Here is an 18207-nt window from a genome sequence, read left to right on the forward strand (position 1 = left end):
CCGCCCGTTACGTCCGTGACGTACTTACTTCAGCTTGGTACCCGAGGAGCGCAGGTTGGCGCACGCCTCGGTGACACGCACGGCCATGCCCGCCTCGGCGGCCTTGCCCCACGTGCGCGGGTCGTAGGTCTTCTTGTTGCCGACCTCGCCGTCGACCTTCAGGACACCGTCGTAGTTGCGGAACATGTGGTCCGCGACCGGGCGGGTGAAGGCGTACTGGGTGTCGGTGTCGAGGTTCATCTTCACGACACCGTTCTCCAGCGCGGTGGCGATCTCCTCGGCGGTGGAGCCCGAGCCGCCGTGGAAGACGAAGTCGAAGGGCTGGCTGCCGGCCGGCTTGCCGTACTTCTCGGAGACGCCCTGCTGGAGGTCCTTGAGGAGCTCGGGACGCAGGACGACGTTGCCCGGCTTGTAGACGCCGTGGACGTTGCCGAAGGACGCTGCCAGCAGGTAGCGGCCCTTCTCGCCCAGGCCGAGCGCCTCGGCCGTACGCAGCGCGTCGTCGACGGTCGTGTACAGCTCGTCGTTGATCTCGTGCGTGACGCCGTCCTCCTCGCCACCGGTCGGGGTGATCTCGACCTCAAGGATGATCTTGGCGGCGGCGGCCTTGGCCAGCAGCTCCTGACCGATGGACAGGTTGTCGGCGAGGGTCTCGGCCGAGCCGTCCCACATGTGCGACTGGAACAGCGGGTTCAGGCCCTTGGCGACACGCTCCGCGGACACGTCGAGCAGCGGGCGCACGTAGGCGTCCAGCTTGTCCTTGGGGCAGTGGTCGGTGTGCAGCGCGACCGTGATGTCGTACTTGGCGGCGACGATGTGCGCGAACTCGGCCAGGGCTACGGCGCCCGTCACCATGTCCTTGTTGTGCTGGCCGCCCAGGAATTCGGCACCACCGGTGGAGATCTGGACGATGCCGTCGCTCTCCGCCTCCGCGAAGCCGCGCAGTGCAGCGTGCAGGGTCTGGGTCGACGTCACATTGATGGCCGGGTAGGCGAACTTGCCTGCCTTCGCCCGGTCGAGCATCTCGGCGTAGACCTCGGGGGTTGCGATGGGCATCTGTCCGCTCCTTGGGATGTGCGGGTGTGCAGTGCTTGGTCCCTGACCTGGGGGCGACGTCATCGTCGCCCTTATCTTCCCAGACTCTCGTACCGGCTCCACGCTGCCCATCGCAAGAGCGCTCCCTGTTTCACGTGAAACAGGAAGCGCCCCGATGAAGTCGCAGGTCAGGCCAGGCCGAGGTCGGCCACGGAGTAGACGTGAACGTACGGCAGACCGGCCTCGGCGATGGCCGGAGCCGCGCCGCGCTCGACGATCACGGCCACGGCCACGACCTCGCCGCCGGCCTCGCGCACCGCCTCGACCGCCGTCAGCGGCGAACCGCCGGTCGTCGAGGTGTCCTCGACGACCAGGCAGCGGCGGCCCTTGACGTCCGTGCCCTCGATGCGGCGCTGCATCCCGTGGGCCTTCTGCGCCTTGCGGACGACGAAGGCGTCCAGGCTCGTGCCGCGGGCCGCCGAGGCGTGCAGCATCGACGTGGCCACCGGGTCGGCGCCCAGCGTCAGACCGCCGACGCAGTCGTAGTCCAGCTCGGCGGTGGCGTCGAGCATGACCTGGCCGACCAGCGGCGCGGCCTTGCCGTCCAGCGTGATCCGGCGCAGGTCGATGTACCAGTCGGCTTCCAGACCCGAGGAGAGGGTCACCTTGCCGTGCACCACGGCCTTGTCCTTGATCTGCTGGAGCAGCTCAGCGCGTACGTCAGTCATGTCAACGAGGGTAAGCGCTGCCGCCGAGGCTCAGAGCCGCACCCAGTTCCAGGTCGTCACGATCTCCAGGGGGTCGATCGGGGTGACGAGCCGGGGGTCCGTGTTCAGCCCGTTCGGCGGCCCGGACTGCGGCTCCACGCAGACCGCCTCGGCCTGCTCGTCGTAGATCACCACCCAGGCGTCCCGGCTCTTGACCGTCAGCTCCAGCTGCTCGGGCCAGGTGAGCTTCACGTCGACGCCGTCGGGCATCCCGAAGCAGTCGTCCCAGGGGCCGGGCAGGGGATCGATCCGCCGGCCGGTCGGCAGGTGGTTGTCGCCCCGCTCCTCCTGCCAGGCGGCGTCGAAGGCGATCCCCACGTCCTGGCCGCCGAGGTTCCGCCGGAACCAGGGGTGCCAGCCGGCCTGCGCCGGGAAGGAGTCCCCGTACGTCTCGACGCCGAGGCTCAGCGTGAGGGAGTCCTCGGTCAGCTCGAAGGACTGCGTCACCCGGCCCTCGTACGGCCACGGGTCGGCCAGGTCGTAGTAGAAGGCCGCCTCCGCCTTGTCCTGCCGGGCGACCTTCCAGGCGGTGTCGCGGCCGGTGCCGTGGATGGCGTGCGGCGGGGAGTTCAGCGGCAGCTGGTGCGGCTCGCCGCCGTTGCGGAACAGGCCGTTCTCGGTGCGTCCGCACCACGGCACCATCGGGAAGCTGCCGTACCGCTCGCCCTGGCGCAGCAGTTCGGTGCCTCCGATCCGCAGGCTGCTGATCCGGCAGCCATGGACGGGGTCAACGGTCAACTCGGCATCGCCGGCGGTCAGCCGGACGTTCTTCCCAACATCGCTCACGCCATGACACTACTGGCGCGGGGTGCCCCTCAGGGCCTCCGGCGCCGCAGAGCCCTGCCGACCACCACGGCCGAGGCGATCGCGAGGGCGGCGGCCGGGGCGGCCCAGCGCAGGGTGAGGCCCCCGGCACCGGCCTCGGGCGACGGGACGGGGGCGTACCGGCCGCGCGGCGGGGCGTGGTCGACCTCCTCCGTGCTGCGGCCGATCATGGTGCGGCGGGCATGCGCGGCCTCGGCGGGCGGCTCGTCGGGCACGGTGAACTCCAGCTCCGCGGAAGGGTCGAGCGAGGACGGCGGTACGGGTGTGTCGAACAACGGCTCCTGGTCCGGGTCCGGGGAGGCCGGCCCCCCGGACGCCTCGTGAGACGTCCCGCCGGAGGACGACTCGGTCGAGGACGACTCGTTGGAGGACGACTCGTTGGAGGCGGACTCGCCGGAGGACGGCTCGGTGGAGGCGGACTCGCCGGAGGACGGCTCGGTGGAGGCGGACTCGCCGGAGGACGGCTCGGTGGAGGCGGACTCGTTGGACGAGGGCTCACCGGACAACGGCTCACCGGACGGCTGCTCGGCCGAGGGCGGCTCCACGGACGGCTCCACGGACGGCTCTCCCGGGCCGGAACCGGAAGCAGCCGCCGCCCCAGCGGCACCGGAGGCGGACGGTGATCCGGAAGCCTCCTGCGCCAACGCCCCGTCCCGTTCCGCCAGAGTCTCCGTCACCAGCTGCTGCGTGAAGCGGTCCAGCAGCCGCTGCGCGGCGCCGAGCGCCGTCTTCGCCTCCAGGTCCGCGATGCGGCCTTCGCCGCCCGCCGTCCCGCTGAAGGCGATCGTCGTACCGCCGTCCGTCTCCGTGAGCACGACGGTCAGGGTCAGCTTCGCCGAGCCCGTGCCCCTCGCCTCCACGCCCTCCCCGGTCACCGAGAAGGAATCGGGGCCACCTCCGTCGGAGGGCCGCAGCGTCAGGGCCCCGCGATACGTGATCGTGTGGCCGTCGGCCCGGAATTTCAGCCGGCCGGCCAGCGGGCCCGCCGACGCGTCGGCATCCTGCTGGAAGCCGGGCACACAGCGCGCGACACGGGCGGGATCACCCAGCGTCCGCCGAAGGGACGCGGCCGGAACCGGAACGAACACCTCATGCTCCATACCGCCCGAGCCTACTCAGCCGCGGCCGTCCCGTCAGCGCTTCCACACCCCGCACACCGTGCGTACCGCACCCGCTCACCGGTCCTCCCGGTAGCGCGGATGCACCAGGGTCGACGGCTCCACCCCCCGCTGCCGCGTCCGCTCCGCGGCCTCCCGCGCGGCCCGCAGCTCCCGGACGCCCAGGGTCCGCAGCGCGGGCGCCCCGGGGTCGAGACCGAGCGCGCCGGTCGCGCGCCGCGAGGCCAGCACGAATCCCCAGTCCCGTGGCGCCCCGGAACCGCCCGTGGCCCGGTCAGGACCCGCCGCGAAGCCGGTGAGGCGCCCGTCGACGCGGTACGGCACGGTCGTGAGGCCGCCTGCCCGCACCGAGGCGTCCACCGTCCAGAACACCGCCGGTCTGCCGCTCACCGGCCCCGCGTGCACCACCAGCCGTCCGCCCGGTTCCAGCGCCTCGGCGACCAGCCCGTAGAACTCGGCGGCGTAGAGCTTCGTGCTGGCCGTGATCCCGGGGTCGGGGAGGTCCGCGACCACCACGTCGTACCGGTCGGGCGTGGCCCGCAGCCAGTTGAAGGCGTCCGCCGAGGCCGTCGTCAGCCGCGGGTCGTCGAACGCGTGCCCGTTCAGCCGGGAGAGCGCCGGGTCCGTACGGGCCAACCGGGTGACGCCCGGATCGAGCTCGACCACCACCACGGACTCGACGTCCGGATAGCGCAGCACCTCCCTGGCGGCCAGTCCGTCGCCGCCGCCCAGGATCAGCACCCGCCGGTGGGTCCCCTTCATCGCAGGGTGCACGAGCGCCTCGTGGAAGCGGTACTCGTCGCGGGAGCTGACCCGCAGCCGCCCGTCCAGATAGAGGTCGAGGGCGCCGCGCCCCGGCCCGGTGAGGACGACCTCCTGCACCCCCGTCTGCACGGCGACCCGCACCTGCGGCCCGTACACCGCGCGCCGCGCCGCCCGCTCGAAGTCGTCGACCAGGACCGTGGCCGTGGCCAGCAGGGCGATGACGGCGGCGTTGACGACGATCAGCAGCCAGCGCTCCCGGGTGCCGAGGTCCCGCCGGAACACCCACAGCACCAGCGCCCCGCCCGCCGCCGCGTTGACCGCGCCGGTGAACAGCGCCCCGGTGAGCTGGCCCATCATCGGCAGCAGCAGGAAGGGGAAGGCGAGCCCGCCCACCAGCGCGCCCACGTAGTCGGCGGCGAAGAGGTCCGCGACGGCCCCGCCCGCGTCCTGCCGGTCGACCCGCTGGATCAGCGTCATCAGCAGCGGGATCTCGGCACCGATCAGGATGCCGATCGCCAGCGAGAAGCCCACCAGGGCATGGCGGGACTCGCCCAGCCAGGCGAAGGAGGCGTAGAGGACGAGCGCCGAGGTGCCCCCGATCAGCGCGAGCGCCGCTTCGAGCAGTCCGAAGCCGACGGCCGCGCGGCTGCGTAAACGTTTCGCGAGGAGCGAGCCGATGCCCATCGCGAACACCATCACGGAGAGCACCACGGAGGCCTGGGTGACCGAGTCGCCGATCAGATACGAGGCCAGCGCCACCAGTTCCAGCTCGTACACCAGACCGCACGCGGCGCAGATGAACACCACGGCCAGCACCAGGAACCTTCCGGTCCTCGGCCGCACGGGAAGTCGCGCCGCGCCCCCTCGCAGCGGCATCTGCTGGTCGATCATGAGGCGAACGCTACGTGACGAATCCGTTGCCCCTTGTCACCCACACGGGTGCAAGTGAGGCGCACCAGGCATGCGCCCCGCCCCTTTCGCGCCACCCCGGACCGGCCCGCCCGCTCCGCTCAGGAAACCCCCGCCCGGACGCGCGTCCCCACCCGCGTCCGGGTCACGACGAGCTGGCCCTCCTGCGGGTACGCGTGCCAGGTGCGCCAGCGCACCTGGCCCTCCGTCCGCTGCGCCAGCATCGCGGTGAAGGCGTAGGGGCTGCCGGGAAACGTCCCCGCGAGCCCATGGGGGTGGTCGGTCACCAGTGCGAGCAACTCCTGTGCGCGTCCGGCGAAGGACCCCTCGGAGAGCGTCTCGACGCGCGCCGCGAACTCGTACTCCCAGTCGCCCACACGTTCGGCGACTCCGAGGGGCAGAGGGGTGCTGCTGCCCGGGAGGCAGGCGACGGTCTCGGAGCACGACCGCCGTTCCTCCTCCATCAGCACCTGGTGGGAGGCGCCGAGGAGCCGCATCTGCACCTTGGCGCCGTCCAGTTCGAGGTCGAGCACGGCGAGCGCGGGCAGGGGTTCGCACCCGAGCGCCCAGGCCAGATCGGCGGCGCGGGTATCGGAATAGGAGGTCTGGAGGGTCGTGAGCATGGATCGGCTCCGCAGGACACACAGGGACACATGGACAGGAGGCCCCCGTGCGGCGCACACAGGGGGCAGGGAAGCCCGATCCGGCCCAACTGGGCTCCGAGGGCTGAATGTTCTCTACATCGATGCAATCACGAAGTACGCGGCACTCACAGCGCTTTTACCCAACTTGCCGTGGTTTCCATCCGTCAGGGGGCAGCACGGTTCACGTGTTCCAGGTGCCTCCAACCAAAAGATGTCCGGCGGGAGTTCACCTCCCGCCGGACATCTCGCACCCTTCCGTCCGCTGCACGCGGCCGACGGCGCCGGGTCAGTCGCCCCCGCCGCCCCCGCAGCCACCCCCGCCACCGCAGGAGTGCCCGCCGGAGTGCCCGCCGCCCCCGTCCGAGTCGCCGCCGCCCCACCAGCTTCCCGTGTCGGCGGCACCACCACCGCCGCTGTCCCCGCTCTGCCGGCCACGGCGCCCGGAGCGTCCCGCGAGCGGCTTCTTCCTGCTTCCCGACCCCGAGGCGAGCGCGGCGATCCCCGCCACCACGATCACCAGGAACACGATGAAGACGAACAACTCCATCGACCCCACATCCTTCTCTTCCCCCGAAGCGAGGTCCCCGCTTCTCACGTGCCCCTTGGATTCCCGCGCCCCTCCACGGCGAAAGCAGACTTGAGCAACTCCAGAGCTTCGGCCCAGGATGGCGTCATGACACAGGAACGACCGCTGCTCAACCGCCGCCTCGCGGAGTTCGGGACGACCATCTTCGCGGAGATGTCGGCGCTGGCCGTGCGGACCGGATCGATCAACCTCGGCCAGGGTTTCCCCGACACCGACGGGCCCGAGGCGATCCGTGAGGCCGCGGTCCGCGCCGTGCGCGCCGGCCACGGCAACCAGTACCCGCCCGGCCCCGGGGTCCCCGAGCTGCGCACCGCGATCAGTGAGCACCAGCTGCGGCGCTACGGGCTGGAGTACGACCCCGACGCCGAGGTCCTCGTCACCACGGGCGCGACCGAGGCCATCGCCGCCTCCCTGCTGGCGCTCCTGGAGCCCGGCGACGAGGTCATCGCCCTGGAGCCCTACTACGACTCGTACGCCGCCTGCATCGCCATGGCGGGCGGAACCAGGGTCCCCGTGACACTCCGCCCCCACGACGGCGCCTACCGGCTCGATCTCGACGAGCTGCGCGCCGCCGTCACCCCCCGCACCCGGCTCATCCTGCTCAACACCCCGCACAACCCGACCGGCACCGTCCTGACCCGCGACGAGCTCTCCGCCATCGCCGAGCTGGCGTGCGAGCGGGACCTCCTCGTCATCACCGACGAGGTCTACGAGCACCTCGTCTTCGAGGGCGAGCACATCCCCCTCGCGTCCTTCCCCGGCATGCGCGGGCGCACGGTCACGATCAGCAGCGCGGGGAAGACCTTCTCGGTGACGGGCTGGAAGATCGGCTGGATCACCGCGAGCCCCGAGCTGGTCGCGGCGGTGCGCTCCGCGAAGCAGTTCCTGACGTACGTCTCCGGGGGCCCCTTCCAGTACGCCGTCGCGGAGGCCCTGCGGCTGCCCGACAGCTACTTCGACGAGCTGCGCGCGGATCTGCGCGCCAAGCGCGACCTGCTGAGCACGGGCCTCGCCGAGGCGGGCTTCGACGTCTACAAGCCTGCGGGGACCTATTTCGTCACCACCGACATCCGCCCGCTGGGGTCCGGCGACGGCTTCGCCTTCTGCCGGGCGCTGCCCGAGCGGTGCGGGGTCGTGGCCGTCCCGAACGCCGTCTTCTACGACCACCGCGAGCAGGGCGCGCACTTCGTGCGCTTCGCGTTCTGCAAGCGCACCGACGTGCTCGCCGACGCGGTCACCCGGCTGAAGAGCCTCCAGGCGTCCTGACCCGCGGCACGGCGAAGGCCCGGCCCGGGGCGGTGGCCGCATGGACCACGCCCCCGGCCGGGCCTTCGCCCGTCAGCCGGATCAGGCCTCCGTGGACTCCTCGCCCGCGGCCTCGCCCTCGGGCTTCTTGTCCGCCGGCTCCAGGCCCAGGCGCTCCACGAGCCACTTGTCGAACTCGATCGAGGCCCGCACCCAGCTGACCGTCGAGGAGACGAAGTGCTCCAGGCTGACGCCGGTGCCGATGAGCATCTGCGCCTCACCGATCAGCCGCACGGACGCCGCGGCGCCCTCCTCGCCCTCGTGGGAGTGCGTGTAGACCTTGGGCCACAGGGTGCGGCGGTTCCAGTCGTCGATCGCGTCGAGGAGCACGGCGCGCTGGTCCAGGGCGTGGGGCCGGTCGTAGAACGTCCGGACCGAGAAGACCTGCTGCTCGTCCTCGCCGCGGAACATGAAGTACGTGCGGAACTCTTCCCACGGTGCGGCGAGGTCGCCCTCGTCGTCGACGACGTACTTCAGCTCCATCTGCTCGAGAAGCTGCTTGACGAGGTCCTGGTCAGGGACCACGGGGCCCTCGGGTCCTGCCGCCTGCGGTTCGGGCTGTCCCCCGAAGTTGGGGATCGAGGACGGGTCGATAGACATCGCTGGGTACTCCTGTGGATCGCACGTGGTTTCCTGGCTCCGACCCTAGCCGCGATGGCGGCCAGTAGTCCTGCCCCCGCTTCTACGCGCTGAGGGGAATCGTCCCGGCGCTCGTTCCCCTGGCACGCGACCAGGAAACCCCGACCAGGACCGCGCACAGCGTTCCGACGAGGCCGGCCCCGCCGATGGTCTGGGCCGAGGACCCGGACAGCTCCGCCGCCAGGCCGCCCGCCGCGACGCCGATGCCCTGCATGGCGGTCAGCCCCGACCTGGCCAGCCCCAGTGCCTGACCGCGCTGGGCGTCCGGGGTGAGCAGGACGAAGGTCGCCGCCGCGGTGATCTGGTACACGGAGCAGATGCCGGAGACCAGCAGCACCACCAGGGCCACGCCCACGCCGGGACCCGCCCAGTAGATGACCAGCGGAAGGTTCGCGCCCACCGCCAGCGGCCCGAGCAGCCGGCGGCGGCGCTCGGCGTCGAAGCCCGCCCGGCCGAGGAGGGCGGCGCCCAGGACCATGCCCGCGGGGTGCGCGGCGAGCAGGAGCCCCACCGAGGCCGCGCTCCCGCCCGCCTCCTCCGCGAAGGGGGCGGCGAGACCCTCCGGCAGCACGATGAACCCCGCCAGCCAGGCGAGCGCGACCAGCGAGCGCAGCCGGGGGTCCGACCAGATCAGCGCCGCCGCGCTCCACACCTGGGTGTGCACCCGCTTGGGCTGCTCGTCGGTGCCCTTCTCCACGGGCCTCGCCTTCACACCCAGCCGGATCAGGAGCGCGGAGATCAGGAAGGTCACCGCGTTCAGCCCGAGCGAGACATGGCTCCCCAGCCACACGACGAGCACCCCGCCCGCGGCGAAGCCCAGCAGCTGTCCCGTCTGATGGGTGATCATCATCACGCGCTGCCCGCGCTCGTAGAGGCGCTCGCCCAGCACGGCGGGCATCAGGGCCCCCTGCGAGGCCCCGAACGGGGCCTCGGCGAGCTGGGCCAGGACCAGCAGTCCGGCCAGCACCGGCAGCGGCGTATGGGGCAGGGCCATCAGTCCGACGAGGACGGCGCGCACCAGGTCGCAGCCGATCATGACCGTGCGCCGGGGGAAGCGGTCGGCGAGACCGGAGAGCAGGACTCCGGAGAGCAGGGCGGGCAGGCTCGTCAGGGCGTACGTCGCCGCGGTCCAGCCCGCCGACTCGGTGCGTTCGAAGACCAGGAGCGACAGCGCGACCCGGGCGAGCTGGTCGCCGAGCACGGACTGAGCGAAAGCAGCCCACAGCGTTCTGAATTCGCTGAGGCGAATCAGACTGTCACTTCTGCAATCCTTCGACTCCGCACTCGTCCCGCCAGGTATCCGCTCCGTCATGCGCGTACCTTACCGGCTTCCGAATTCCGCAGAGCCTCCCTCGACGTAAAGGAAAAGGGCCCGGAGTGTCCCGATATTGCGCGGATCACGATCACGTCGAACTCGGCCGTTCCCGCTCCCGCCGAGGGTGTCGATATGTATCGCCCGGGTACAAATAACAACGGCCAGGAGCCTTCCCCGTCCGCCAATCAGCCACGGAATGTAAATTTTCGGCTCAATATCGAGGGCGGCTCCACCGTCGATGCGTGCCGGATGCACACATCAATAGGGCCGGTGCCCTCACACGGACGTCCCCGGCCGGGGCGCGGGCCGCCGGCCGGGGACACGGGGAGCGTCCGTACCTCCGTCTACAGGGTCTTGGCCGCCGTCGCGGTCCCCACGATCAGCCCGTCGCCGGCCCGGTCGACCCGGACGGTGTCGCCGTCCTTGACCTCGCCCGCGAGGATCTCCTTCGCGAGCCGGTCGCCGATCGCCGTCTGGATGAGCCTGCGGAGCGGCCGGGCGCCGTACGCCGGATCGTTGCCCTCCTCGGCGAGCCAGGCCAGGGCCTGAGGCGTGACGTCGAGGGTGATCCTGCGGTCGGCCAGCCGGTCGGCGAGCCGGGCCACCTGGAGCCCCGCGATGTGGGCGAGCTCGTCGCCGGACAGCGCGGAGAAGACCACCAGGTCGTCGAGCCGGTTCAGGAACTCCGGCTTGAAGGAGGCGCGTACGACCTCCAGGACCCGCGCCTTCTTGGTCTCGGCGTCGGTCGCCGGGTCGACGAGGTACTGGCTTCCCAGGTTCGACGTGAGGATCAGGATGGTGTTGCGGAAGTCCACCGTCCTGCCCTGCCCGTCGGTGAGCCGGCCGTCGTCGAGCACCTGGAGCAGGATGTCGAAGACCTCGGGGTGGGCCTTCTCGACCTCGTCCAGCAGCACGACGCTGTACGGGCGGCGGCGGACCGCCTCGGTGAGCTGGCCGCCCTCCTCGTAGCCGACGTATCCGGGCGGGGCACCGACGAGCCGGGCGACGCTGTGCTTCTCGCTGTACTCGCTCATGTCGATGCGGATCATGGCCCGCTCGTCGTCGAACAGGAAGTCCGCGAGCGCCTTGGCCAGCTCCGTCTTGCCGACCCCGGTGGGGCCGAGGAAGAGGAACGAGCCGGTGGGCCGGTCGGGGTCGGCGATGCCGGCGCGCGTACGGCGCACGGCGTCCGACACGGATCGCACGGCCTCACCCTGGCCGATCAGCCGCCTGCCGAGCTCCGACTCCATCCGCAGCAGCTTCTGGGTCTCGCCCTCCAGGAGCCGTCCGGCCGGGATGCCGGTCCAGGCGCCGACGACGTCGGCGATGTCGTCCGGGCCGACCTCCTCCTTGACCATGGTGTCGACGGCGGCCTCCTGCTCGGCCTCGTCCGCCTCGGCCAGCTCGCGCTCCAGACCGGGGATCTCCCCGTAGAGCAGCTTGGACGCGGTGTCGAAGTCGCCGTCGCGCTGGGCGCGCTCGGCCTGGCCCCGCAGCTCGTCGAGGCGCTCCTTGAGCTCACCGACGCGGTTCAGGCCCTGCTTCTCCTTCTCCCAGCGGGCGGTGAGACCGCGCAGCTCCTCCTCCTTGTCGGCGAGGTCGCGGCGGATCTTCTCCAGCCGCTGCTTGGAGCCCTCGTCGTTCTCGTTCCTGAGCGCCAGCTCCTCCATGTGCAGCCGGTCGACCGACCGCTGGAGCTCGTCGATCTCCAGGGGCGAGGAGTCGATCTCCATGCGGAGCCGGGAGGCCGCCTCGTCGACGAGGTCGATCGCCTTGTCGGGGAGGAAGCGGGAGGTGATGTAGCGGTCCGAGAGGGTCGCGGCGGCCACCAGCGAGGAGTCGGCGATCTGGACCTTGTGGTGGGCCTCGTAGCGGCCCTTGAGGCCACGCAGGATGGCGATGGTGTCCTCGACGGACGGCTCGGCGACCAGGACCTGCTGGAAGCGGCGCTCCAGGGCGGGGTCCTTCTCGATGCGCTCGCGGTACTCGTCCAGCGTGGTGGCACCGACCATCCGCAGCTCACCGCGGGCGAGCATCGGCTTGAGCATGTTGCCCGCGTCCATCGCGGAGTCGCCACCGGCGCCCGCGCCGACGACGGTGTGCAGCTCGTCGATGAAGGTGATGATCTGGCCGTCGCTCTCCTTGATCTCGGAGAGGACGGTCTTGAGGCGTTCCTCGAACTCGCCGCGGTACTTCGCGCCGGCGACCATCGCGCCGAGGTCCAGGGAGACGAGCCGCTTGTTGCGCAGGGACTCGGGGACGTCGCCCTTGACGATGCGCTGGGCGAGCCCCTCGACGACGGCCGTCTTGCCGACGCCGGGCTCGCCGATGAGCACGGGGTTGTTCTTCGTGCGGCGCGACAGCACCTGCACGACGCGGCGGATCTCCTGGTCACGGCCGATGACCGGGTCGAGCTTGCCCTCGCGCGCGGCCGCCGTGAAGTCGGTGCCGAACTTCTCCAGCGCCTTGTACTGGCCCTCGGGGTCGGGAGTGGTCACCCGGCGCCCTCCCCTGCTCTTCTCGAATGCGTCCAGCAGCTTCTTCGCACTGGCTCCCTGCCCGTCGAGGATCTCACCGGCACGGCCGCCCTTCGCCGCGACGGCGATCAGCAGGTGCTCGGTGGAGATGTAGTCGTCGCCGAGCTCCTTCGCCCGCTGGGCGGCGTCGGAGATGACGGCGAGCAGCTCACGGTTGGGCTGCGGCGGTGCCACGGTCGATCCCGTGACGCTGGGCAGCGAGCCCAGGAGCCGTTCGGTGCCGGCGCGCACGGCGGCCTGGTCGGCCTCGACGGCGGCCAGCAGGTCGGTGATGTTGGCGTTGTCCTCGCCCGCGAGCAGTGCCAGCAGCAGGTGCCCGGGGGTCAGGTCGGGGTGGCCGTCCTTGACGGCCCTGCCGGTGGCCGCGTTGAGGGCGTCGCGGCTCTTGTTGGTCAGCTCGGCGTCCACGGGCGCTGCCTCCTCCTCGTACGGGTGCTTCCTGGAACTATGACTCCCACAACAGGTACAAACTTGAGTCTATTCCACTCAAGGCTGTACGCGCACGCCTCCCCGGGTCTCGGTGTCCCGCTGTGCGCACCACTGCACGGACCTCCGTATCCCGCTGTCTCTAGGCTGACCCCATGCCTGACGTACGCAACCCCGGCCCCGAGTACCTCGCCTTCTGGCGGGAACGCCACGTGTGCACCCTGACCACGCTCCGCCCGGACGGCACCCCGCACGTGGTGCCGGTCGGCGTGACGTACGACCCGGAGACGCGGACCGCCCGCGTCATCACCGACAGGAACAGCAGGAAGGTCGCCCATGTCCTGGCGGCCGGCCCGGACGGGGCACGGGTCGCGGTCTGCCAGATGCAGGGGCGCCGCTGGGCCACCCTGGAGGGCCGGGCGGTGGTCCGCGCGGAGCCCGCGGAGGTGGCGGACGCGGTACGCCGCTACGCGGATCGCTACGAGCGCACACCCCGGCACAACCCGGACCGGGTCGTCATCGAGATCGCCGTCGACAGGGCTCTCGGAAAAGGCTGAACAATTCCGGGCAGCACAACGGCGCCACCGTGTTCAGGTCACGATGGCGCCGTTGTGTGGGGGAAGTGCCGGAACGATATGGAACGACGGGGGAATCGTTCAGGCACTGCGGGGGGTGGCGGAAATGGTTTCTGGTTCGAACAGCTCATGGTCGCGCTGATCGAGATTTACGAAAATCATGCCGTACCTCACGGCACAGCGAACAGGTTGCGGCGCTCCGCGCGGTCGGCGAAGACAGCGATAGGCGCGGATATCGTCGTCCGTTTCCATCACAACGACAATCGGCTCTCCGAACAGGGTGACCATCAACGAATCGCCCTGGCGGGTAAGTGCCGTGAGCAGATCGATGAAATGCCACCCTGAGCGGTACGCCGTGGCCATCTCCCGCCGGAAGGTGCGGTCGTCCGGTGGGGTGGTCATGCCGCGGTGCCGGTCGGGGCGGCCCATCCGATGTCAGTCGGAGAGGACCAGCCGATGTCGGTCGGAGAAGACCAGCCGATGTCGCCCTGGCCGCTCGCGGGAGCGGCCCAGCCGATGTCGGACGGCGCGGCTGCCTGCACGCTCCAGCCGATGTCACCCGGCGCAGCAGCCGCCTCGCTGCTCCAGCCGATGTCGCCTGCGCTCGACAGCCCGAAACCCATGGCCGCGACGAACGTGGCGGCAAGCGCCGAGCGAAGCATTCGCTTGTACATAGTCGGCTTCGTCCTCACTTGTGGATTCTTCTCCCCCGCACTGAAGACGATGTCTCACCTGGGCACTCGAACACCACTGCGTCGATGCATCATGTTCCTGCAAGTTCAGGAACCTGGGGGGTGGAGATATGGGCGCAAGAACCACAAAACCGACACATCCTCACGGGATTGCCGAACTATGTGAGGACGGAGCACGCCTTTACGCCATCGCGCTGCGCACCGGACGCATCGCACGCGCCGAAGTGGGTTCGGCGCCCTGTCTGATCGAGTTCGCGCTGCTGCACCCCGACCCCGATGCCGCGGACTGGCTCCGCCCCGTCGCACCGTCGGCGGCACTCGCACAACACCTTCATCCCATAGAACGCGAGATTCAGGAACGCCGGCGGCACTCCCTGGCGTTGACCGAATGCTTCGAGCCGTTCATGGACATCAGCGCGCAGGGCCCGTCGGCCACCCACGCGATCACCGTGCTGGAGGGCGTCAACCGGATCAACGCCTCCCTCGATCTCGCGACCGCGGAGTGCCGCTCCGAGGTCCTCACCGTCCAGCCGGGCGGAGGAAGGCCCGAGGACATCCTCAGCCGGTCCCTGGAGCGCGGCCTGTCCGTCGTGGACCGCGGCATCAGGATCCGCACGCTGTACCAGCACACGGCGCGCCACAGCCAGAGCACACTGGCCTACGCCGAGCGCATGGCCGGCGACCACGTGGAGATACGCACGCTGGAAGAGCTCATCGAGCGTCTGATCGTCTTCGATCGCACCGTCGCCTTCATTCCCGCCCAGGACGACCGCATGGTCGCCCTGGAACTGCGCCACCCCGGCCTGGTCGAGTATCTGGCCAAGGTGTTCGAGCAGCTCTGGACCAGGGCCGCCCCGCTGCTCGAGGAGATCAAGTACGAGCCGACCCCCGAGGGGATCACCGGTGTCCAGCGCTCCATCGCCCAACTCCTCGTCGAGGGCCATGTGGACGACTCCATCGCCCGCCGCCTCGGCATGAACGTCCGCACCTGCCGGGCCCATGTCGCCAAGCTGTCGGCCACCCTGGGCAGTACCAGCCGTGCCCAGCTCGGCTATCTGATCGCACGTTCAGGAATCCTGGACCAGGACTCCTGAACGTGCAGGCCCGAGGCATCCCCCCCAGGGCCGAGGGCATGCCCCCATCAGGGGGAGAGCGGCGGCCATGCCCACATCGTGCCGGGCGGCCCCCCTCTCCCGGCAGGTCCACACTCCACCGACGGCGCCACCCGCACCACCGTCATCTTTTGGCACTGCACAAAGTGAGGGGTCATCAAATGAATACCGACGAGACAATTCCGGCGCATTCACACGGCCCCAGGGAACTCTGCGCACCGGCGATCCAGCTGTACGAGGGAGCGCTCCGCGTCGGCCGTGTCTCCCGCACCGCCCTCGCACCGGCCCCCTGTCTGATCGAGATGGCCCTGGTGCACCCGGACCCGGGCGACGACGCCTGGATGCGCCCCGTCCCGCCCACCGCCGCGCTGGCCCACCTGCTGCAGCCCATCACGCGGGAGATCGACGAGCGGATACGGCTGAGCACCGCCCTGAGCCACGCCCTGGCGCCGCTGGCCTCCGTCGTGGACGAGGACCCCAATCTGGGGATCACGGTGCTCACCGGACGGCCGCAGATCGTCTCGGCGCTCCAGGAGGCGGCTCTCCGCGCCCGGGAGGAGGTGCTGACGGCGCAGCCGGGAGGCAACCGTCTGGAACACAACATGCGGCAGGGGGTGGAGAACGCCCGCTCGGCCATCGCCGGAGGAGCGCGGCTCCGGCACATCTACCAGCACCCGGCGCGCTACAACCCCCGGGTCAAGGACTACATGGCGCAGGTGCCGTCCGGCTGCCTCCAGGTCCGCACGATGGAGCAGTCCGTCGAGCGCCTGATCATCTTCGACCGCGCCCTCGCGTACATCCCGGCCACTCCCGAGCGCACCATCGCCCTGGAGATCCGCCACCCCGCGCTCGTCCGCTATCTCGTCCAGGTCTACGAGGTCCTCTGGGCCCAGGCCACCCCGTTCACCGAGCAGTTGCGGACGACCGCCCCCGGCGCCCAGGTAACCACCGTCCAGCAGACCGTCGCCCGGCTCCTCAGCGAGGGCCATGTCGACGACGTCGTGGCCCGCAAGCTCGGCATCAGCGTCCGCACCTGCCGCTCCCACATCGCCAAGCTCATGCAGGCCCTCGGCGCCACCAGCCGCACCCATCTCGGCGCCCTCATCGTGCGGTCGGGCATCGTGGACGCCCCCGGCACGCGGACAGGGCCCGCCCCGGAGTAGTGGAACTCCGGGGCGGGCCCTGCCGGGCGGACGCCTCAGTCCTTGGGCCTCTTCGGCCGCCAGACGACCAGCGCGCTGGTCTGCTGCACGTCCTGGTACGGCACGAGGTCGCGCCGGTAGGAGGCGTGCACCTGGGCCTCGCGCTGCTGCATGGCGACGGCCGCGCCGTCCACCGCCGCCGAGAGCTCGGCGACGCGCTGCTGGAGCGCGGCGACCTGGTTCTCCAGCTCGATGATGCGCTTGATGCCCGCGAGGTTGATGCCCTCGTCCTGCGACAACTGCTGGACGGTGCGGAGCAGTTCGATGTCCCGCGCGGAGTACCGCCGGCCGCGCCCGGCCGTGCGGTCGGGCGAGACCAGGCCGAGACGGTCGTACTGGCGCAGCGTCTGCGGGTGCAGGCCCGAGAGCTGGGCCGCGATCGAGATCACGTACACCGGTGATTCGTCGGTCAGCTGGTACGGATTGCGTCGACGGCCGTCCATCTCAAGCTCCCTTCGCAGCCTGGAACAGCTCCGCCCGCGGGTCCTCCCCCGCGGTCGCCTTCCGGTAGGCCTCCAGTGCGTCCTGAGCGTCCGCGCCGAGGTCCGTGGGGACGGACACCTCCACGGTGACCAGGAGGTCGCCCCGGGTGCCGTCCTTGCGCACGGCGCCCTTCCCCCGGGCCCGCATCGTACGTCCGTTGGGGGTGCCCGCCGGGAGTTTCAGGGTGACCGGGGGCCCGCCGAGCGTGGGCACCTTCACCTCGCCGCCGAGCGCCGCCTCCGGGAAGGTGACGGGCACGGTGACCGTGAGGTTGTCGCCCTTGCGGCCGAAGACCGGGTGGGCGTCGACGTGGACGACGACGTAGAGGTCGCCGGCCGGTCCGCCGCGCTCGCCCGGGCTGCCCTTGCCGCGCAGCCTGATCCGCTGGTTGTCCAGGACCCCCGCGGGAATCCTGACCTGCATCGTGCGCGCCGACTTCGCCCGGCCGCTGCCCTTGCAGACGTCGCAGGGGTCCTGGGCGATGAGGCCCCGCCCCTTGCAGTCGACGCAGGGATCGGTGAGCGAGAAGCCGCCGCCGGTGCCCCGGGAGACCTGTCCTGTGCCGACGCAGGTCGGGCAGACCCTCGGGGTGCCGTTCTTGTCGCCGGTGCCCGAGCACGCCTTGCAGGGCGCCTGGCTGGACATCCGCAGCGGGACCGTGGCCCCGTCGACCGCCTCGGTGAAGCTGAGCGTCACCTCGGACTCGATGTCCTGGCCGCGCCGCGGCTGGACCCGCGTGCCGCCGCCACCACGGTTGAAGAGCCCGCCGAACACGTCGCCCAGGCCACCGCCGCCGCCACCGCCGAAGCCTCCGGCACCGCCCTGGCCGCCGCCCTGGGCGCCACCGAAGAGGTCGCCCAGGTCGAAGTTGAAGTTGCCGCCCGCGCCGCCGGGACCCGCCCGGAAGCCTCCGTTGCCGAAGAGGGCGCGCGCCTCGTCGTACTCCTTGCGCTTCTTGGGGTCACCGAGGACGTCGTTCGCCTCGGAGATCTCCTTGAAGCGCTCCTCGGCCTTGGCGTCGCCCTTGTTGGCGTCCGGGTGGAACTCGCGGGCGAGCTTCCGGTACGCCTTCTTGACCTCGGCGTCGGTGGCGTCCTTGGGGACGCCGAGGACCTTGTAGTAGTCCTTCTCGACGAAGTCCTTCGTGCTCATCGACGTCCCTCCTTCCGGACGATAGGCCGTGCGGCCGGCCTGGGCGGGCGGGGCGCCAGGCGCGCGGAACGACTCGTGCCCGGACGGCGGCACGCGGAACGCGTCCTGCCCGGACGGCGG

17 protein-coding genes and 2 pseudogenes are annotated in these 18207 nt (G+C 70.9%); 4 read left to right on the forward strand and 15 right to left on the reverse strand.

Annotated features, from left to right (window positions below):
- Window positions 1-24: 24 nt before the first annotated feature.
- The 8 genes and pseudogenes from fbaA to ACWCQM_RS23035 all read right to left on the reverse strand — a co-directional run bounded on the left by fbaA (window position 25) and on the right by ACWCQM_RS23035 (window position 6610).
- Complete coding sequence (gene fbaA / locus ACWCQM_RS23000) at window positions 25-1056, reverse strand: class II fructose-bisphosphate aldolase (protein WP_073750371.1); 1032 nt, start codon at window positions 1054-1056, stop codon at window positions 25-27.
- Between the two features lie 167 nt (window positions 1057-1223).
- The gene (pyrE, locus tag ACWCQM_RS23005; RefSeq protein WP_450917019.1) at window positions 1224-1763 is read right to left on the reverse strand and encodes an orotate phosphoribosyltransferase; all 540 of its coding nucleotides are present in this window, start codon (window positions 1761-1763) and stop codon (window positions 1224-1226) included.
- 30 nt (window positions 1764-1793) lie between these two features.
- Window positions 1794-2588, reverse strand: a complete 795-nt coding sequence (locus ACWCQM_RS23010) for an aldose epimerase family protein (protein WP_450917020.1) — start codon at window positions 2586-2588, stop codon at window positions 1794-1796.
- Between the two features lie 9 nt (window positions 2589-2597).
- Window positions 2598-3062 (reverse strand): annotated as a pseudogene (locus ACWCQM_RS23015) (hypothetical protein); the annotation flags it as partial.
- A 251-nt stretch (window positions 3063-3313) separates the two neighbouring features.
- A pseudogene (locus tag ACWCQM_RS23020) lies at window positions 3314-3727 on the reverse strand (SRPBCC domain-containing protein); the annotation flags it as partial.
- A gap of 75 nt (window positions 3728-3802) precedes the next feature.
- Window positions 3803-5401, reverse strand: coding sequence for a polyamine aminopropyltransferase (locus tag ACWCQM_RS23025; RefSeq protein WP_450917021.1), 1599 nt, complete (start codon window positions 5399-5401; stop codon window positions 3803-3805).
- 119 nt (window positions 5402-5520) lie between these two features.
- Complete coding sequence (locus tag ACWCQM_RS23030; protein WP_450917022.1) at window positions 5521-6042, reverse strand: DUF2617 family protein; 522 nt, start codon at window positions 6040-6042, stop codon at window positions 5521-5523.
- A 307-nt stretch (window positions 6043-6349) separates the two neighbouring features.
- Window positions 6350-6610 carry a hypothetical protein gene (locus ACWCQM_RS23035; RefSeq protein ID WP_450917023.1) on the reverse strand — a complete coding sequence of 87 codons (261 nt, stop codon included), beginning with the start codon at window positions 6608-6610 and terminating at the stop codon, window positions 6350-6352.
- Window positions 6611-6736: 126 nt separating this feature from the next.
- Here ACWCQM_RS23035 and ACWCQM_RS23040 point away from each other — a divergent pair, with 126 nt between their 5' ends.
- Window positions 6737-7915 (forward strand): pyridoxal phosphate-dependent aminotransferase, encoded by a 1179-nt coding sequence (locus ACWCQM_RS23040; RefSeq protein ID WP_450917024.1) that lies wholly within the window; start codon window positions 6737-6739, stop codon window positions 7913-7915.
- A gap of 81 nt (window positions 7916-7996) precedes the next feature.
- On the opposite strand, the gene ACWCQM_RS23045 is transcribed toward ACWCQM_RS23040, so the two are convergent.
- The 3 genes from ACWCQM_RS23045 to clpB all read right to left on the reverse strand — a co-directional run bounded on the left by ACWCQM_RS23045 (window position 7997) and on the right by clpB (window position 12853).
- Entirely contained in the window at window positions 7997-8554 is a 558-nt protein-coding gene (locus ACWCQM_RS23045; protein WP_073750379.1) for a type III secretion system chaperone family protein, read from the reverse strand.
- A gap of 82 nt (window positions 8555-8636) precedes the next feature.
- The gene (locus ACWCQM_RS23050; protein WP_450917025.1) at window positions 8637-9905 is read right to left on the reverse strand and encodes an MFS transporter; all 1269 of its coding nucleotides are present in this window, start codon (window positions 9903-9905) and stop codon (window positions 8637-8639) included.
- A gap of 347 nt (window positions 9906-10252) precedes the next feature.
- Window positions 10253-12853: an ATP-dependent chaperone ClpB gene (gene clpB, locus ACWCQM_RS23055; protein ID WP_450917026.1), complete on the reverse strand. Its 2601-nt coding sequence runs from the start codon at window positions 12851-12853 to the stop codon at window positions 10253-10255.
- A 173-nt stretch (window positions 12854-13026) separates the two neighbouring features.
- Here clpB and ACWCQM_RS23060 point away from each other — a divergent pair, with 173 nt between their 5' ends.
- A complete protein-coding gene (locus tag ACWCQM_RS23060) occupies window positions 13027-13428 on the forward strand; it encodes a pyridoxamine 5'-phosphate oxidase family protein (RefSeq protein WP_359657195.1) in 402 nt (133 codons plus the stop codon).
- A 99-nt stretch (window positions 13429-13527) separates the two neighbouring features.
- On the opposite strand, the gene ACWCQM_RS23065 is transcribed toward ACWCQM_RS23060, so the two are convergent.
- Both ACWCQM_RS23065 and ACWCQM_RS23070 read right to left on the reverse strand, forming a co-directional pair.
- Entirely contained in the window at window positions 13528-13848 is a 321-nt protein-coding gene (locus ACWCQM_RS23065) for a Rieske (2Fe-2S) protein (protein WP_014155382.1), read from the reverse strand.
- A complete protein-coding gene (locus ACWCQM_RS23070) occupies window positions 13845-14120 on the reverse strand; it encodes a hypothetical protein (RefSeq protein ID WP_450917027.1) in 276 nt (91 codons plus the stop codon). Before ACWCQM_RS23070 ends, ACWCQM_RS23065 begins: the two co-directional genes overlap by 4 nt.
- A gap of 128 nt (window positions 14121-14248) precedes the next feature.
- Between ACWCQM_RS23070 and ACWCQM_RS23075 the strand changes: the two genes are divergently transcribed.
- Both ACWCQM_RS23075 and ACWCQM_RS23080 read left to right on the forward strand, forming a co-directional pair.
- Window positions 14249-15232 carry a helix-turn-helix transcriptional regulator gene (locus tag ACWCQM_RS23075; protein WP_450917028.1) on the forward strand — a complete coding sequence of 328 codons (984 nt, stop codon included), beginning with the start codon at window positions 14249-14251 and terminating at the stop codon, window positions 15230-15232.
- A 179-nt stretch (window positions 15233-15411) separates the two neighbouring features.
- Complete coding sequence (locus ACWCQM_RS23080; protein WP_450917029.1) at window positions 15412-16413, forward strand: LuxR C-terminal-related transcriptional regulator; 1002 nt, start codon at window positions 15412-15414, stop codon at window positions 16411-16413.
- A gap of 35 nt (window positions 16414-16448) precedes the next feature.
- On the opposite strand, the gene ACWCQM_RS23085 is transcribed toward ACWCQM_RS23080, so the two are convergent.
- Window positions 16449-16895 (reverse strand): heat shock protein transcriptional repressor HspR, encoded by a 447-nt coding sequence (locus ACWCQM_RS23085; RefSeq protein WP_014155378.1) that lies wholly within the window; start codon window positions 16893-16895, stop codon window positions 16449-16451.
- Window position 16896: 1 nt separating this feature from the next.
- On the reverse strand, window positions 16897-18087 hold the full coding sequence (gene dnaJ / locus ACWCQM_RS23090; RefSeq protein ID WP_450917030.1) for a molecular chaperone DnaJ: 1191 nt from the start codon (window positions 18085-18087) through the stop codon (window positions 16897-16899).
- Between the last annotated feature and the right edge of the window lie 120 nt (window positions 18088-18207).

Source organism: Streptomyces sp. NPDC002125 (assembly GCF_053593715.1).

Excerpts from the sequence above, each read along its gene's own strand:
- pyrE (WP_450917019.1), bottom strand. The coding sequence starts at position 1,763 with ATGACTGACGTACGCGCTGAGCTGCTCCAGCAGATCAAGGACAAGGCC.
- ACWCQM_RS23035 (WP_450917023.1), bottom strand. The coding sequence starts at position 6,610 with ATGGAGTTGTTCGTCTTCATCGTGTTCCTGGTGATCGTGGTGGCGGGG.
- ACWCQM_RS23050 (WP_450917025.1), bottom strand. The coding sequence starts at position 9,905 with ATGACGGAGCGGATACCTGGCGGGACGAGTGCGGAGTCGAAGGATTGC.
- fbaA (WP_073750371.1), bottom strand. The coding sequence starts at position 1,056 with ATGCCCATCGCAACCCCCGAGGTCTACGCCGAGATGCTCGACCGGGCG.
- ACWCQM_RS23030 (WP_450917022.1), bottom strand. The coding sequence starts at position 6,042 with ATGCTCACGACCCTCCAGACCTCCTATTCCGATACCCGCGCCGCCGAT.
- ACWCQM_RS23060 (WP_359657195.1), top strand. The coding sequence starts at position 13,027 with ATGCCTGACGTACGCAACCCCGGCCCCGAGTACCTCGCCTTCTGGCGG.
- ACWCQM_RS23045 (WP_073750379.1), bottom strand. The coding sequence starts at position 8,554 with ATGTCTATCGACCCGTCCTCGATCCCCAACTTCGGGGGACAGCCCGAA.
- ACWCQM_RS23075 (WP_450917028.1), top strand. The coding sequence starts at position 14,249 with ATGGGCGCAAGAACCACAAAACCGACACATCCTCACGGGATTGCCGAA.
- ACWCQM_RS23040 (WP_450917024.1), top strand. The coding sequence starts at position 6,737 with ATGACACAGGAACGACCGCTGCTCAACCGCCGCCTCGCGGAGTTCGGG.
- ACWCQM_RS23085 (WP_014155378.1), bottom strand. The coding sequence starts at position 16,895 with ATGGACGGCCGTCGACGCAATCCGTACCAGCTGACCGACGAATCACCG.
- ACWCQM_RS23025 (WP_450917021.1), bottom strand. The coding sequence starts at position 5,401 with ATGATCGACCAGCAGATGCCGCTGCGAGGGGGCGCGGCGCGACTTCCC.
- ACWCQM_RS23065 (WP_014155382.1), bottom strand. The coding sequence starts at position 13,848 with ATGACCACCCCACCGGACGACCGCACCTTCCGGCGGGAGATGGCCACG.
- ACWCQM_RS23070 (WP_450917027.1), bottom strand. The coding sequence starts at position 14,120 with ATGTACAAGCGAATGCTTCGCTCGGCGCTTGCCGCCACGTTCGTCGCG.
- ACWCQM_RS23080 (WP_450917029.1), top strand. The coding sequence starts at position 15,412 with ATGAATACCGACGAGACAATTCCGGCGCATTCACACGGCCCCAGGGAA.
- dnaJ (WP_450917030.1), bottom strand. The coding sequence starts at position 18,087 with ATGAGCACGAAGGACTTCGTCGAGAAGGACTACTACAAGGTCCTCGGC.